The 14,975-nt window shown below is 62.1% G+C and carries 15 protein-coding genes and 1 pseudogene; 7 read left to right on the top strand and 9 right to left on the bottom strand.

The genetic code is table 11. The features are described 5' to 3' along the window. Positions 1-47 precede the first annotated feature (47 nt). The gene (gene ppk2, locus AC0L2A_RS21235; RefSeq protein ID WP_473610493.1) at positions 48-956 is read left to right on the top strand and encodes a polyphosphate kinase 2; all 909 of its coding nucleotides are present in this window, start codon (positions 48-50) and stop codon (positions 954-956) included. Between the two features lie 71 nt (positions 957-1,027). Here the strand turns inward: ppk2 and AC0L2A_RS21230 are convergent, their stop codons facing one another. From AC0L2A_RS21230 to AC0L2A_RS21220, 3 genes are all read right to left on the bottom strand, one after another. Next, positions 1,028-1,774, bottom strand: a complete 747-nt coding sequence (locus AC0L2A_RS21230; RefSeq protein ID WP_084646899.1) for an enoyl-CoA hydratase-related protein — start codon at positions 1,772-1,774, stop codon at positions 1,028-1,030. A gap of 15 nt (positions 1,775-1,789) precedes the next feature. Next, on the bottom strand, positions 1,790-2,428 hold the full coding sequence (locus tag AC0L2A_RS21225; protein ID WP_027155170.1) for an acyl-homoserine-lactone synthase: 639 nt from the start codon (positions 2,426-2,428) through the stop codon (positions 1,790-1,792). 97 nt (positions 2,429-2,525) lie between these two features. Further along, positions 2,526-3,260: a helix-turn-helix transcriptional regulator gene (locus tag AC0L2A_RS21220; RefSeq protein ID WP_091600335.1), complete on the bottom strand. Its 735-nt coding sequence runs from the start codon at positions 3,258-3,260 to the stop codon at positions 2,526-2,528. Between the two features lie 287 nt (positions 3,261-3,547). Here AC0L2A_RS21220 and AC0L2A_RS21215 point away from each other — a divergent pair, with 287 nt between their 5' ends. From AC0L2A_RS21215 to AC0L2A_RS21195, 5 genes and pseudogenes are all read left to right on the top strand, one after another. Further along, on the top strand, positions 3,548-4,366 hold the full coding sequence (locus AC0L2A_RS21215; RefSeq protein ID WP_236379274.1) for a transporter substrate-binding domain-containing protein: 819 nt from the start codon (positions 3,548-3,550) through the stop codon (positions 4,364-4,366). A 251-nt stretch (positions 4,367-4,617) separates the two neighbouring features. After that, entirely contained in the window at positions 4,618-4,938 is a 321-nt protein-coding gene (locus tag AC0L2A_RS21210) for a hypothetical protein (RefSeq protein ID WP_473610492.1), read from the top strand. A gap of 251 nt (positions 4,939-5,189) precedes the next feature. Further along, complete coding sequence (locus AC0L2A_RS21205; protein ID WP_254019631.1) at positions 5,190-5,441, top strand: type II toxin-antitoxin system Phd/YefM family antitoxin; 252 nt, start codon at positions 5,190-5,192, stop codon at positions 5,439-5,441. Beyond that, entirely contained in the window at positions 5,434-5,829 is a 396-nt protein-coding gene (locus tag AC0L2A_RS21200) for a hypothetical protein (RefSeq protein ID WP_473610491.1), read from the top strand. Before AC0L2A_RS21205 ends, AC0L2A_RS21200 begins: the two co-directional genes overlap by 8 nt. A 205-nt stretch (positions 5,830-6,034) precedes the next feature. Next, positions 6,035-6,235, top strand: a pseudogene (locus AC0L2A_RS21195) (hypothetical protein); the annotation flags it as partial. 254 nt (positions 6,236-6,489) lie between these two features. Here the strand turns inward: AC0L2A_RS21195 and AC0L2A_RS21190 are convergent. Continuing rightward, the gene (locus tag AC0L2A_RS21190; protein WP_473610489.1) at positions 6,490-6,900 is read right to left on the bottom strand and encodes a tellurite resistance TerB family protein; all 411 of its coding nucleotides are present in this window, start codon (positions 6,898-6,900) and stop codon (positions 6,490-6,492) included. Positions 6,901-7,068: 168 nt separating this feature from the next. On the opposite strand from AC0L2A_RS21190, the gene AC0L2A_RS21185 reads away from it, so the two are divergent. Then, entirely contained in the window at positions 7,069-8,718 is a 1,650-nt protein-coding gene (locus tag AC0L2A_RS21185; RefSeq protein ID WP_473610488.1) for a lysine--tRNA ligase, read from the top strand. Here the strand turns inward: AC0L2A_RS21185 and AC0L2A_RS21180 are convergent. The 5 genes from AC0L2A_RS21180 to AC0L2A_RS21160 form a co-directional block, all read right to left on the bottom strand. Then, entirely contained in the window at positions 8,681-9,541 is an 861-nt protein-coding gene (locus AC0L2A_RS21180) for a thermonuclease family protein (RefSeq protein ID WP_473610486.1), read from the bottom strand. The genes AC0L2A_RS21185 and AC0L2A_RS21180 overlap by 38 nt on opposite strands. A 9-nt stretch (positions 9,542-9,550) precedes the next feature. Then, positions 9,551-10,201: a S24 family peptidase gene (locus tag AC0L2A_RS21175; RefSeq protein WP_473610485.1), complete on the bottom strand. Its 651-nt coding sequence runs from the start codon at positions 10,199-10,201 to the stop codon at positions 9,551-9,553. 82 nt (positions 10,202-10,283) lie between these two features. Then, positions 10,284-12,503, bottom strand: a complete 2,220-nt coding sequence (locus AC0L2A_RS21170; protein ID WP_473610484.1) for a 3-hydroxyacyl-CoA dehydrogenase NAD-binding domain-containing protein — start codon at positions 12,501-12,503, stop codon at positions 10,284-10,286. Positions 12,504-12,517: 14 nt separating this feature from the next. Next, on the bottom strand, positions 12,518-13,726 hold the full coding sequence (locus AC0L2A_RS21165) for an acetyl-CoA C-acetyltransferase (RefSeq protein ID WP_473490486.1): 1,209 nt from the start codon (positions 13,724-13,726) through the stop codon (positions 12,518-12,520). Between the two features lie 30 nt (positions 13,727-13,756). Beyond that, on the bottom strand, positions 13,757-14,926 hold the full coding sequence (locus AC0L2A_RS21160) for an acyl-CoA dehydrogenase family protein (protein WP_473610482.1): 1,170 nt from the start codon (positions 14,924-14,926) through the stop codon (positions 13,757-13,759). Positions 14,927-14,975 lie beyond the last annotated feature (49 nt).

Below are 14,975 nucleotides of genomic sequence, written 5' to 3'. Positions count from 1 at the left end.
TAAGGCTCCCAATAGCATGAGTCCGGAAGCTGGAAAGGTTCGTCTCGATGAAAAACCCCAAGGAAGATGCCGCCGCGCCTGTTCCAGGTCCGCAACAGATCCGGATCGGCGGCAAGGAGTTCGAGTTCGACATCGAGGATGCCAAGCTTCCTGACTGGATCGAGGACAACAAGCTGACCGCCGGCGGCTACCCCTACGACAAGAAAATGAAAAGCGACGAGTATGACGAGACGCTCGAGCGGCTGCAGATCGAGCTGGTCAAGGCGCAGGCATGGCTGCAATCGACAGGCAAGCGGGTGATGTCGCTGTTCGAAGGACGCGATGCCGCCGGCAAAGGCGGCACGATCTTCGCGCTGCGCCAGTACATGAACCCCAGGACAGCGCGCAACGTGGCGCTGACCAAGCCTAGCCCAACCGAACTCGGGCAATGGTATTTCCAGCGTTATGTCGCGCACTTTCCGACATCCGGCGAGTTCGTCACCTTCGACCGCTCCTGGTACAATCGCGCCGGCGTCGAGCCGGTCATGGGCTTCTGCACGCCGGAGCAGCATCAGAAATTCCTGGACGAGACGCCGTATTTTGAACGGATGATCTGCAACGAGGGCATCCATTTCTTCAAATTCTGGCTGAACATCGGTCGGGAAACACAGCTCGAGCGGTTTCACGATCGCCGCTGGAGTCCTTTGAAGAACTGGAAATTCTCGCCGATCGATATTGCCGGCATCGCCAAATGGGACGATTACACCAAGGCGCGCGATCTCATGTTCGAACGCACCCATAAGGAATTCGCGCCCTGGATCATCATACAGGCCAACGACAAGCGGCGAGCGCGACTTGCCATCATCCGGCGCATCCTGTTGTCGCTTCCCTATGACGGCCGCGATCTCGACGCCATCGGCAAGGAAGACAAGAAGATCATCGGGGAAGGGCCTTCGTTCCTGGGAAGACAGGCCTGAAGCGCTGCCGCGCGCCCCCAAGGGCACGCGGCACGATTCCGGGTGTTCCCGTCATTCTGCCGAATGACGTCTCATGCCGCCAGCCGGGCAATCCGCTGCAGCCGCCGCAGTGTGGTATCGTCCTGCAAAGCCTGCTGAAATAGCGAAATCTCCTGGTCGATGCGATCGCAGAGCGCGCCTGTGTCGCCCTTGAGCAGGTCGCGCGTCTGCAGCAGTGCGGCAACCGGCTTTTTGGCGAGTTGCCTGGCTCTGCCAAGTGCGGCTTCCTCGACGTCGCCGACCACGATCTCCGTGACCAGGCCCAGCATCCTGGCGTCCGCGGCACTGAGCGTGTCGCCCAGGCAGAAGAAGCGGAAAGCGCCGGCATAACCGAGTTTCTGTGGCGCCAGGATGCTGGTCGCCGCGTCCGGCACGAGGCCGAAATCGACGAACGGCACCCGGAACGTGCTTTCGTCAGATGCGATCACCATGTCGCAATGAAACAGGATGGTGCAGCCGACACCGACGGCGTCGCCATCGACACAGGCAAGGACCGGTTTGGGGAACGTCGCCAACGTGCGGAACATGTCGGTGACGGCAGCGATCAACCGTTGATGCTTGGTGGCGTCGAGGAACTCGGAGAAATCGCCGCCGAGGCAGAAGCAGCCGGCGAGGCCGCGCAGCACCACGACGCGCACATCATCGTCGATTGCAGCTTCGTGGAAGATCCTGGCCAGGCTTTCATAGGCTCGCCCGTCCAGCACCGGCCGGCCGTCATCCGACGACACCGTGACGATCAACGAATGGTTGCGGAACTCTGTTTGCGGATGGATGTTCATGGCTGTCTCCAATTCTCACGAGGCCTGCCTCATTCCGAGCCTGTCGGGATATCCCCTGGCCAGGACCGGCGCGAAATGACTGCGACGCGACCGCACCACCTCAAGCGTGTGCTCGTTGAAGGTGAGCAGCGTGGCGACGACTTGCTGGTTGCCATAGGTGCGCTGGTAGCCAAGCGGTTTCGCCAGGAAGTGCAACTGCAGCGCCCGCAGGACCCACATCGGTTCGAATTCGATGATCACCTGGTTGACGTTCCGCTTCAGCCCCCACTCGACGAAGCCGGCAATGAGCTCGGTGCCGACCGTCGAGACGCCGCGCTTGCCGTCACGAAAGCCCGGCGCCACCGCATAGCGGGTCAGTTCCCACACGTTCGGCCCGGATGGCGGCGTGCCTTCAAAGAGGTCCGCCAGCACCTCGGTCAGAAGATGCGCACGCGTTGTCGGCAACATCCGCTGATAACCGGCGAGCTCGCCATTGCGGATGACGAGCTGATGCACCGCCTCGTCATGGTCGAACTGATCGATCTCAAGGCCGTCGGGGCGCTGCAGATCGGTCCACCCCATCTCCTCGACGAAAATCTTGTAGCGTAAGCGATGAACGGCCTCCCAAAGGTCGGGACGTTCCATAAGTTCCTGTGTTGTAAGGGAAAAAAGCATCTGCCGTCTCCTAGGTTCAATAGGAAGATACGGCCGGGCTGTCCCGAGGAAATTACGCGATCACGTAGGCAAGAATTTCTAGGCCGGCACGGCCGAGCTAGCTAATATAGCCGCGCCTTATCGCTTCCGCGACCGCCTGCACCCGGTTGACGGCACCGAGTTTGCTTTTGGCGTTAAGAAGGTGTTTCTCTGATGTGTGTTCCGAAATGCCGAGAATCTGTGAAATCTCCCATTCGGACTTGCCGACGGCGGCCCATTGCATGCATTCGCGCTCACGCGGCGTCAGTTCGACGTGGTGGTCGACGGTCTTGGCCGCCATCGTGTGGATCTGCATGGCGCGGCCAATCGCATAGGTCGCCACCAGCGACACCAGCCCAAAATCGGCGCCCGACAATTCGACGGCCTCGCCGCCCAGCGACACCATGACGATCTGGCCATCGAGCGTGATCAGCGGAAAGGCCAATCCGTCGCGCAGCTTGAATTCGCCGGCGTCGCCCATCACTTCGCCGCTGCTCTTGTCGATGCGGATGCTCTGGGACGCTTCCCGCCACTGGAACGGCGCCTGCAGCTGCTTCATGTGGCTGACAACGGGGTCATGGTCGACATAGTTGCGCGCCACATAGCGCTCCAGCCATTCTCCCGGCCACTCGCAAAGCAGCACATGGTCCTTTTGCTGGCCTCTTGGCGTGCCCGGCTGCGGAACCGTTCCGGCCATCAGCGCCGTCAAGCCGAACTCCGAGGTTATGCCAAGCAGTTTTTCGCAGACCGCGGCCGCCGTATCGGCGTGCTGCAGCTGATCTATGAATTCTAGTGTGCGATCGAAGTGGCCCATTGCAACATCTACCCCATGTTGCCTTCCCGCGTTGAGATCAACGGCCCAGTGACCCGCACTTTGCCCTCGACCCCGGATTACAAACCTGCTCCCCTCAGTTTGCAGCGGCTTGCGGCTACCCTCCAGCCGACCGCCACGCATGTTTGCAAGCTCGCTGAAGCATAGCCCTAAATCGGCGTGATGAAATCAAAAACCGTTGTGCCTGTGGCATTTTCGTACCAAAAGCCACATTGGACAGGACAGGGCGGAGCTCGATCGTGACGATTCGGTGGATGACCATCGTCTTGATGCTGGCAATGACGGGGGCAGCGTGGCTCACGGGAGCGCGTGCCGCGGAGCCGCAAGTGCCGGTGTTGTGGGATGCCAAGGAGCGGCTGCCGAAGCCTGACCTGTCCGCGCTGCCGCGTCTGAGATTCCTGACCACCACCGATTTCCCGCCGTTCAACTTCCTCGACGGAGCGGGCCGCTTGTCCGGCTTCCATGTCGATCTGGCGCGCGCGATCTGCGCCGAGCTCGGCATCGCCGAAAAATGCCAGATCCAGGCGCTGCCTTGGGCCGAGCTCGAAGGGGCACTGCAGAAGGGCGAAGGGGAAGCGATCATTGCCGGCATTGCCGCCACGCCGGAGTCGCGGTCGAAATATGCCTTCTCGCGTTCCTACCTGCAGTTTCCGGCGCGCTTCATCATGCCGAAGGCAAAGGCGCTCACGGAGCCTATCTTCGACAGACTGCGTGGCAAGCGCGTCGGCGTGGTCGCAGGCTCCGCGCATGAGCGGATGCTGCGCGATTATTTCGGCACAGTCCAGGTCGTTCCTTTCGCGCAGCTGGAAGCGCTCTACGATGGTCTCAAGGCCGGCAAGGTCGACGCCGGCTTCGGCGATGGCATGCGCTTCGCCTTCTGGCTGGGCAGTTCGAATGCCGCAGCCTGCTGCCGCTTTGCCGGCGGTCCCTATCTGGCGCCCGAATATCTGGGGTCGGGCATGGCCATCGCCACCAGGGCCAACGATCCAGCGCTGGCCGCAGCGTTCGACTACGCACTGCAGGAGATTTCGGTGAAGGGCATCTTCGCCGAATTCTATCTGCGCTATTTCCCGGTCAGCTTCTTCTGATCCGGCCCGGTCAGCTTCTTCTGATCCGGCCCGGTCAGCTTCTTCTGATCCGGCCCGGTCAGCTTTTTCTGATCCGGCCCGGTCAGCTTTTTCTAATCCGCGCGAACGGCGAACTTGACGAGTTGTCCCCGCGCAGATGACGAGCCGATCCGCTTGGGCGATCCATCAGCGTTGCAACGGATCATGGCGAAGATCGAGGACTTGGCCTTGTCGATCGGCAAAATGGAGGCCGCGAACTCCATTTCCCGCGCATGGAGAAAGACGGCGCCGACGCAGCCATGATTGCGGTGATCGTCGCCCGGACCCGCCTTTCGGCAGTAGTGGCGGCAGGCGGAGTCGTGCCGGCCGACTGGCAATGGAAACGCAGATTCGACACGGCGGGCAACCATACAGAAATCCGTCGCCTGCAAGGGCGTCTGAAATCTCTGTCTCGGATGCATAAGCGTGGAACGCAAAGCCAAGAGGTCGAGACACAGGCCGGAGCCGTCGATATCAAGGAAAATGCGAACATAGCGCGCATTCAGATGATCTTTCCCGGCAACGCCGACGAGGCGACTTGGCGGGCGCTCTAGGCCAATGGCTCCCGCTGGTCGCCGTCGCAAGGCGCTTGGCAGCGGCAGTTGAGCGAGGCGGCGAGATGGGCGCCGAACGGGTGATGAAGGCGATCAGCGCCGAAGGTACCGCATGAGTGCGGCCCCTTTCGGGCGTCCTGCCCGCCGCCATGTCACCGTATACGACACGCCGTGGTGGCGCTCGCGCGCCACCATTCTTGCTATTCTTACGTGAATTACCTACTATAGGTGCTTCAAAAGGAAGTACGACGATGAAGCAATTCACATTCTCGGACATGAATCGCGTGTCAGGCGAAATCCTCGAAACGGCTTTGATCGAGCCGGTGGCCCTGACCAAGCGCGGAAAGGAAAAGCTCGTCATCCTGTCCGCTGCTCAGTACCACCAGCTCGTCGGCCAGCCGCATTCGGTCGCCTATACACTCGAGGACGCACCGGATGAAGTCCACAATGAACTCATGACTGGACTGGATGCAATAATTTCCGGCGACACGCCCGATGCTTAAAGCCGGCGATCTGCTCCGATATTATTACCTTTGGGCGCGGGAAGCAGACGCTGGCGAGGAATCTGGACGCAAGGCGAGGCCGGTTTGCATCGTTGTTCGGACGCCAGCAACGCCAGCAGCCTTGTTTCTCTTTCCGCTGACTTCGCAAAAACCCGACCGGTCGCGCCCGCATCTCGCCATCAGCGAAATCGAATGCCGCCGCGGCGGCCTCGACTATCCGTCATGGCTGATCCTGGACGAATATAACCGGGTGCAGGTCGATAAAGCCTATGATCTGGTGACGACGACGCCGATCGGCGCGTTCAGTCCGGCATTTGTCCGCAAGATTGCTGGCGTGATTAAAGAGACGGCGGCGCAGCGTCGATTGCGCGGCATCGTTCGCAAATAGCCGGACTGTCCGGCCGCGGCGCATCAGTCGCGTATCGACGAGATTCAACGTCTGCTCGCTGCCTACCGCGCCTGACAACTCTGCGAACAGTCCATGAGAAGCTTGCCCCGCTTGCCTCCCTGCCGGAGGACCCAGTCGGGATAGTAGAGGAAGTCGCAACGCTACAGAAAGATGAAATCGAGCTGGCGACGCGTTCGAAAAGCGCCTGGCGCCCGAATATCTGGGATCGGGTATGGCCATCGCCACCAGGGCCAACGATCCAGCGCTGACCGCAGCGTTGGACTTCGCACTGCAGGAGATTTCGGTGAAGGGCATCTTCGCCGAATTTTATCTGCGCTATTTCCCGTCAGTTTTTTCTGATCACTTCAAACGAGGAATGTTCAGCGAGTTTCGATCACTTTTGTGAGTAAGAGTTCTACCGCTCCGTATCCATACAGGGCATCACGCTCCAGCACCTGATCGGATCGAAAAGGCTCCTCCTTCTCGACCACACTGGGGTCAAAATCAGAGTACGTGACTAGCCAACTGCGCTTCGAAAGCTCGTCCCGTCTGACAAACTGGGGCACGAGGCCTACGGCATAGCCACCGCTTCTCAGGGGAACAAGGGCAGGAACCACGTTCCTTCCTGATAGTTGAGGCGTTTCATTTGAGAACAGCGCTCTAGGTCAGCGTGCGCAGGCGAGCCTTGGCAGCACGGGCGATGGCGGCGACGGTGAGCGTGTCGAGATCGAGCTGGCGACGGATAAGCTGCAGCACCCTCACCTCCTCCAGGCGCATTTCGAGGTCGACGGCCGCGACCTCGAAGGCTGCGGCATAGGCGGTGTCAAGCAGGCGCTCGGGCAGTGCTTCAGCGACGTGCGCCAAAACGCCTTCCAACCCGTCCTTTTCGTGCAGCAACTTCTGGCAGTCCTGGGCGACGCCGACCAGCCGGTTGTGGTCGAAGTCCTCGAACACCGGCCATGAGCGGACGACGTCGCCGATCCGCGCCAATTCGACATCGGTCATGTCGCGATCGGACGCGGAGGTTATTACCATCAGATGGATCAGGGCTTCGTGCGGCGGCAATGGCATTTAACAACTCCTCAAACGGGCTCCGAAGTTAGGAACGCGGCACCGAGGTCGCAAGGAAAAAGCGCCGCGATCGTTGACGCCCACGGCAGGCACGCCTAGAGACCGGTTGAAAAAATCATCCGGCCCCTTCTTGCGACGATGCCGGCGAATAATTTGGAAAACAGTGACATGGCGGGATCAAACATCATCGATCTCAATCCCGAGGTGCTTGCGGCAGCGGCCGAAAGCAAGGCGTGGCCGTTCGAGGAAGCCAGGAAGATCGTCGAGCGCTACAAAGGGGCTGACTTTCCCGAGACTGTCCTGTTTGAGACCGGCTACGGTCCGTCGGGGCTGCCGCACATCGGTACTTTCGGCGAGGTCGCACGCACCTCGATGGTGCGCCACGCCTTCCGCGTCCTCACCCGGGACACCGTCAAGACCAAGATCTTGTGCTTTTCCGACGACATGGACGGCATGCGCAAGATTCCGGACAGCGTCCCCGATCGCGCCGCACTCGAGCCGCACCTGCACAAGCCGCTCTCGTCCGTTCCCAATCCTTTTGGCGGCGACTATGCGAGCTTCGCAGACCACAACAACGCAATGCTTTGCCGTTTCCTGGACACGTTCGGCTTCGACTACGAGTTCGCCAGCGCGACGGAATACTACAAGGCTGGCCGTTTCGACGACGTTCTGCTGCGCGCTGCCGAACGTTTCGACAAAATCATGGACGTGATGCTGCCGACGCTCGGAGAGGAGCGTCAGGCGACCTACAGTCCGTTCTTGCCGATTTCCCCCAAAAGCGGCCGCGTGCTTTACGTCCCCATGAAGCATGTCGACGCCAAGGCCGGGACTATCACCTTCGACGATGACGGCACCGAAACCACGCTGCCCATAACCGGCGGCAGGGTGAAGCTGCAGTGGAAGCCGGATTTCGGCATGCGCTGGGCCGCGCTCGGCGTCGATTTCGAAATGTTCGGCAAAGACCACCAGACGAATGCGGTGATCTACGACCGTATCTGCAATATCCTGGGCGGGCGCGCTCCCGAGCATTTCGTCTATGAGCTGTTCCTGGACGAGAACGGCCAGAAGATTTCGAAGTCGAAGGGCAACGGACTGACCATCGACGAGTGGCTGACCTACGCGCCGACCGAAAGCCTCGAGCTCTATATGTACCAGCGGCCGCGGCAGGCCAAGAAGCTCTATTTCGACGTCATTCCGAAGGCGGTAGACGAGTATTACGCCTTTCTGTCCGCCTATCGCCGGCAGGAGTGGAAGGAGCGGCTGGGAAATCCCGTCTGGCACATGCATGACGGCAACCCGCCTGTCGTCGACCTGCCGGTGTCGTTCGCGCTGCTGCTCAATCTGGTCAGCGCCTCGAACGCCCAGAACAAGGACGTGCTGTGGGGGTTCATTTTGCGCCACACGTCAGGCGTGACGCCGAAGACCCATCCCGAGCTCGACCGGCTGGCAGAATATGCGATCCGCTATTTCGACGATTTCGTGAAGCCGGCCAAGGTGTACCGGGCCGCCGATGCGGTCGAGCGCGAGGCGCTGACGAAACTGTCCGAAGCGCTCGCCGCATTGCCGTCGGGTGCCGATGGCGAGGCGATCCAGAATACCGCGCTCAACGTCGCGCGCAAGATCGAACGCTATCAGGACCACTCGAAGCAGAGCCCGGAAGGCGGGCCGGGCGTCTCCGTCGCCTTCTTCCAGATGATCTACCAGGTTTTGATCGGACAGGAGCGCGGCCCGCGCTTCGGTTCCTTCGCCGCGCTCTACGGCATCGCAGAAACCCGCGCGCTCATTCAGAAGGCGCTGGCCGGTCAGTTGGCGGCGTAGCCGACGAATCGGTTGGCGGCGTAGCCGTCGCCGACGGATCGAGAATCGGCTGCGTCGGCTGGGCTGTGGCCGCAAAAGGGGCTGGCGCCGGAGGCAGGCCGGAGAGACTGGGCGCCGGCCCGAAAATGCCCTTCCTCGCAGTGCGGGCCTTCTCGCCGGCCTCGACATAAGGGCTACCCTTGGCGGCGCGCGCCCAGCCGTTTTCGATCAGCCACTGGCCGACATCCTGGTTGCCGACGCGGCATTCGGCGGTGATCAGGTCGCGGCCGCCCTCGGGTGGCACCGTGCAGACCACCGCCCGACCGCGCAGGAAGGCACGGAACGCCGTTCGCGCGCGGGTGCCACACGTCCACGACTTGCCGCCGTCGGTGCAAGTTTCGTCCTGCCTGACGATGTCGACGCCGGAAATCGCGACGGAGTAGCCCTTGGCCTCGATCACACCGGCGGCCGATGCAACCGGCTGGAACAGTTTTGTCCCGTTCCAGTCGTCGGGCATTTTCGTTTTGGGCGGCTTGGGCGGTCCGGCCAGCGCCAGCTCACTCAGCGGCGCGCGCGGCTCGACCCGTTCAAGCTCTTGCGGCTGAAGCTGCGGCGGGGCGACGACTTCGGGATCGATGGCCCTGGAATGCGCCTCTGGGCTCGCCGCCTTGGGTCGCGGATTTGCTGATGTAGCAGGCGCTCGGGATTGCGCCGCGATGCCGGCCTGCGCCCGGGCCGCGACGCGCCCATTTTCGTCCTGCAGCACGGCGCGGCCACCGGCGGCAATCGCAGCCCCCATTGCCAGGATCGTCAACACCGCGGCGGCGGCATGAAGCGGACGCACCGGCGGCCCCTACTGGCTTGCCCAGACAATCCGCGCCACCCATTCGACATCGCGCATCGGGATGTCGCGATCCGGGTGATCGGGATTGAGCGAGACCAGCATGATCGACTTCGCCGTCTGACGGTCCAGCACCTTGGCCATTACCTCGCCGGCATTGGTCTTGACGACGACGCGATCGCCCTTGCGGGTGGCGGCGCCCGGCTCGACGATCAGCACGTCACCGTTGCGGTAGAGCGGCAGCATGGAATCGCCCTGGACCTGCAGCGCATAGGAGGTTTCGGTCGCCCGTGCCGGAAGCTCGATCAGGTCCCAGCCCTGGCCCACGGGAAAGCCGGCATCGTCGAAAAAGCCGCCGGCGCCGGCCTGGGCGAAGCCGAGCAGCGGCACCGAAGCCGTCTGTGCCGGCAGAGATCCGGGAACGGCCTTGCCCCGGCCTTCGACCAGTCCGGTGAATTCGTCGAGCGAAGCGCCGGTCGCCTCGATGATCTTGGCCAGCGACTCGGTCGACGGCCAGCGCGGCCGCCCGTCCGAGGACAGCCGCTTCGATTTGTTGAAGGCCGTCGAATCGAGGCCCGCGCGTTTCGCCAGCCCCGACGCCGAGAGCGAATAGCGCTCGGCGAGAGCATCGATGGCGGCCCACACGCGGTCATGCGAGAGCACTTTTGCTCCCCTTCCGAACAGGAAAAAATACCTTCTCCGTTCTAACCGGTGGCCGTGATTTTGTCCACCACCGAAGGCGGCGTCACGCCGCCTTCTTGGCCTCGCTCCTGGCATAGGGATCGAAGCGTTCGTAGAAAGTCTCGCCCTTCTCTGCCATGTCGAGCAGGAGCTTCGGCGCTTTGAACTCGCCGCCGTACTTCTTCTGAAGACCCTTGGCGATCTTGACGAATTTTTTTGCGCCGATGCCGTCGATGTAGGACAGCACGCCGCCGGTAAAGGGCGCGAAGCCGAAGGCGAGAATCGAGCCGACATCGGCCTCGCGCGGATCGGTGACGATGCCCTCCTCCATCACCCGGGCCGCCTCCAACGCGATGGTGACCAGGAGCCGCTGCTTCAGTTCCTCATAGTCGACCTCTTCAGGCGGCAACTGCCGATAGAGATCCTTCAGGCCCGGCCACAGCTTCTTCTTGGCAGGCTTTTGCGGATAGTCGTAAAAACCCTTGCCGTTCTTGCGGCCGAAGCGGCCATGCGTGTCGACCAGCGTGTTGATCAGCGTCATCTGCTTCGGGTCGACAGCCTTGTCGCCGAGATCGCGCATGGTCTGCTTCATGATCTTCTGCGCGAGGTCGATCGCCGTTTCGTCCGTCAGCGCCAAGGGGCCAACCGGCATGCCGGCGGCCTTCGCGGCATTCTCGATCATCGGCGCCGGAACGCCCTCGATGAGCATCTTGTAGGCTTCCGACATATAGCGCAGCACGCAGCGGTTGACGTAGAAGCCGCGCGTGTCGTTGACGACGATCGGCGTCTTCTTGATAGCGCGAACGAAGTCGATCGCGGTGGCCAGCGCCTTGTCGCCTGTCTTCTTGCCCAAAATGATTTCGACCAGCATCATCTTGTCGACCGGCGAGAAGAAATGGATGCCGATGAAATTCTTCGGCCGCGCCGAATTCTTCGCCAGCGACGTGATCGGGATGGTGGACGTGTTCGACGCAAAGACCGCCGCCGGCTTCAGCACGGCCTCCGCCTTTTCGGTGGCGTCCTTCTTGACGCCCGAATCCTCGAACACCGCCTCGACCACTAGGTCGCAGCCTGCGAGGTCGGCATAGTCCGCCGTCGGCGTGATCAGCGACAGCAGCCTGTCCTTGTCCTCCGGCTTGGCGCGGCCCTTCCTGACCTGATCCGAGATCAGGCTGTCCGAATGCGCCTTGCCCTTGGCGGCAGCGTCCATGTCGCGGTCGAGCAGCACCACCGGAATGCCGACCTTGGCCGTGACATAGGCGATGCCGGCGCCCATGAAACCGGCGCCGAGCACACCGATCTTCTTGAACTTGGTTTCCGGCACGCCGGCCGGACGACGCGCGCCCTTGTTCAGTTCCTGCAGCGACACGAACAGCGAGCGGATCATCGCCGCCGCTTCCCTGGTCTGCATGATCTCGGTGAAATAACGCTGCTCGATGCGCAAGCCGGTGTCGAACGGCACCAGCAGGCCTTCATAGACGCATTTCAGGATGGCCGCGGCAGCGGGATAGTTGCCATAGGTCTCGCGACGCAGGATGGCGATTGCCGGTGGCCACAGATTGGCGCCGGCCACCGAATAGACCGGGCCGCCGGGCAGCTTGAAGCCCTTCTCGTCCCACGGCGCCACTGGCTTCAAGCCATTTTTGATCATGGCTTTGGCGGTTTCGACCAGTTTCGTCGGTTCGGCAATCTCATGGATCAGGCCCATCGACTTGGCCTTCTGCGGCGACAGCGTCTGGCCGGAAGTCAGCATCTGCAGCGCCTGCTGCTGGTCGGTCAGCCGCGGCACGCGCTGGGTGCCGCCGGCACCCGGGAAGATGCCGATCTTCACTTCGGGGAGCGCCATCTTGACCTTGTCGGAATCGGCCGCGACACGGCCATGGCAAGCGAGCGACAGCTCGAACGCACCGCCCATGCAGGTGCCGTTGATCGCCGATACCCACGGCTTGCCTGAGGTCTCCAGCTTGCGGAACAGGCCGGTCATGTAGCCGGCATTGTCGAACAATGCCTTGGTCGCCTTGTCCAGGTCCTTGGCTTTATCGGCTGCGAACTTCGACAGCATCTTCTGCAGCATGGTGATGTCGGCACCGCCGGAGAACGTGTCCTTGCCGGAGGTGATCACCGCCCCCTTTATCGCCGCGTCGCTCGCCACCTTGTCGACGATGGCGTTCAGTTCCAGCATCGCCTCTTCGGTGAAGACGTTCATCGAGCGGTCGGGCATGTCCCAGGTGACCAGCGCGATGCCATCGGCGTCGATGTCGAGGGTGAAATTGGTGTAGCTCATCGGTCTCTCTCCCGTCAGACACGTTCGATGATCGTTGCGGTGCCCATGCCGGCGCCGATGCAGAGCGTCACCAGCGCGGTGTTCAGGTCGCGGCGCTCCAGTTCGTCCAGCACCGTTCCGAAGATCATCGCACCGGTTGCGCCGAGCGGATGGCCCATTGCGATGGCGCCGCCATTGACGTTGATCCTGTCGTGCGAAATGTCGAAAGCCTGCATGTAGCGCAGCACCACCGAGGCGAACGCCTCGTTGAGCTCGAACAGATCGATGTCCGACAGCTTCATCCTGGCGCGCTTCAGCAGCTTCTCGGTCACGTCGACCGGACCGGTCAGCATCAGCACCGGCTCCGAACCGATATTGGCGAATGCACGGATGCGAGCGCGCGGCTTCAGATCGAGCGACTTTCCAGCCTTCTTCGAGCCGAGCAGAACGGCCGCCGCGCCGTCGACGATGCCGGACGAATTGCCGGCGTGATGGACGTGATTGACCTCCTCCACCTCGGGGTGCTTCTGCACCGCGACGGCATCGAAGCCGCCCATTTCGCCGGGCATGACGAAAGACGGGTTGAGGGCCGCCAGCGACTGCATATCGGTCGAAGGCCGCATATGCTCATCGTGGTCGAGGATGGTCAGGCCGTTCTGGTCCTTGATCGAGATCACCGAATTCTTGAAGCGGCCTTCGCCCCAGGCTTTGGCGGCGCGCTTCTGGCTTTCGACCGCATAGGCGTCGACGTCGTCGCGCGAAAAGCCGTATTTCGTGGCGATCAGATCGGCCGAGATGCCTTGCGGCACAAACCAGCCCGGCAGGCCGACCGAGGGGTCCATGAACCAGGCGCCGCCGGACGCGCCCATGCCGACGCGCGACATCGATTCGACGCCGCCGGCGATGACGATCTCGTCGGCGCCCTGCGCGATCTTGGCGGCGCCGAAATTGATGGCGTCCAGGCCAGAGGCGCAGAAACGCGAGATCTGCATGCCGGGCGCTTTCGTGTCGTAACCGGCCTCGAAGGCGGCGGCGCGCGGAATGACAGAACCCGCCTCGCCGACCGGATCGACGCAGCCGAAGATGATGTCGTCGACGGCGCCGGTGTCCAGCCCATTGCGGTCACGGATCGCCGCAAGCACCTTGGCGCCGAGCCGTACCGCCGGCACCTCGTGCAGCGAGCCATCCTTCTTGCCCCTGCCGCGCGGCGTGCGCACGGCGTCATAGACATAAGCTTCGGCCATTTTCCTGCTCCTTGGTTTGCTGAAAGTCTCTCAGAGAGAGCGCCCGATCAGCAATTTCATGATCTCGTTGGTGCCGCCGTAGATGCGCTGGACGCGGGCGTCGCGGAACATGCGGGCGATCGGATACTCATTCATGTAGCCATAGCCGCCATGCAATTGAAGGCATTCATCGACGACTTTTCCCTGCAGGTCTGACAGCCAGTATTTGGCCATCGAGGCCGTCACCGGGTCGAGGCCTCCATTGATATGGCGGGCGACGCAGTCATTGTAGAAGACCCGGCCGATGGTCGCCTCGGTCTTCAATTCGGCCAGCTTGAACTGGGTGTTCTGGAAATCGATAATCGCCTTGCCGAAGGCCTTGCGCTCCTTGACGTAGTCGATGGTCAACGCCAGCGCCCGTTCGACCATGGCGATGGCGCCGGTGCCGATCTGCAGCCGCTCCTGCGGCAATTGCTGCATCAACTGGACGAAGCCCTGGCCTTCCTCGTGGCCGAGTAGATTGGAGGTCGGCACGCGCATATCGTTGAAGAACAGTTCCGACGTGTCGTTGGCCTTGAGCCCGATCTTGTCGAGGTTGCGGCCGCGCTCGAACCCTTCCACCTCGTCGGTCTCGACGACGATCAGCGAAGTGCCCTTGGCGCCCTTCTCCGGGTCGGTCTTGGTGACGATTATGATGAAATTGGCGAGCTGGCCGTTGGTGATGAAGGTTTTTGAGCCGTTGACCTTGTACTGGTTGCCGTCCTTCTCGGCGCGCGTTTTGACGCCTTGCAGGTCGGAGCCGGCGCCGGGCTCGGTCATGGCGATGGCGCCGATCAGCTCGCCGGTCGCCAGTTTCGGCAGCCACTTCTTCTTCTGCTCCTCCGAGCCGTAGTGGAGGATGTAAGGAGCGACGATCGAATTGTGCAGGCCGATGCCGAAACCGTCGACGCCGACATGGCCGATCGCCTCGATGATGGCGCTCTCATGCGCGAACGTCCCGCCCGAACCGCCATATTCCTCCGGCATAGAGGCACAGAGCAGACCGGCCGCGCCCGCCTTCAGCCAGCTCTCGCGGTCGACCATCTCGTTCTTCTCGAACTCGTCATAGCGCGGCGCGATCTCTTCCGACATGAAGCGGTGCGCCATGTCGTAGAGCATGCCGACCTCGTCCGCCGCCCAGGCAGGTTTGGGCAAAGCAAGCACTTCGGCAGGATTTGTCATGCTACTCCTCCCGCGCCAACGCTCCCCTCCCCCTCGAGGGGAGGGTGGC

It is taken from the genome of Mesorhizobium sp. WSM4844, from assembly GCF_055811775.1.
This window is presented reverse-complemented; position numbering and strand designations above follow the sequence as displayed.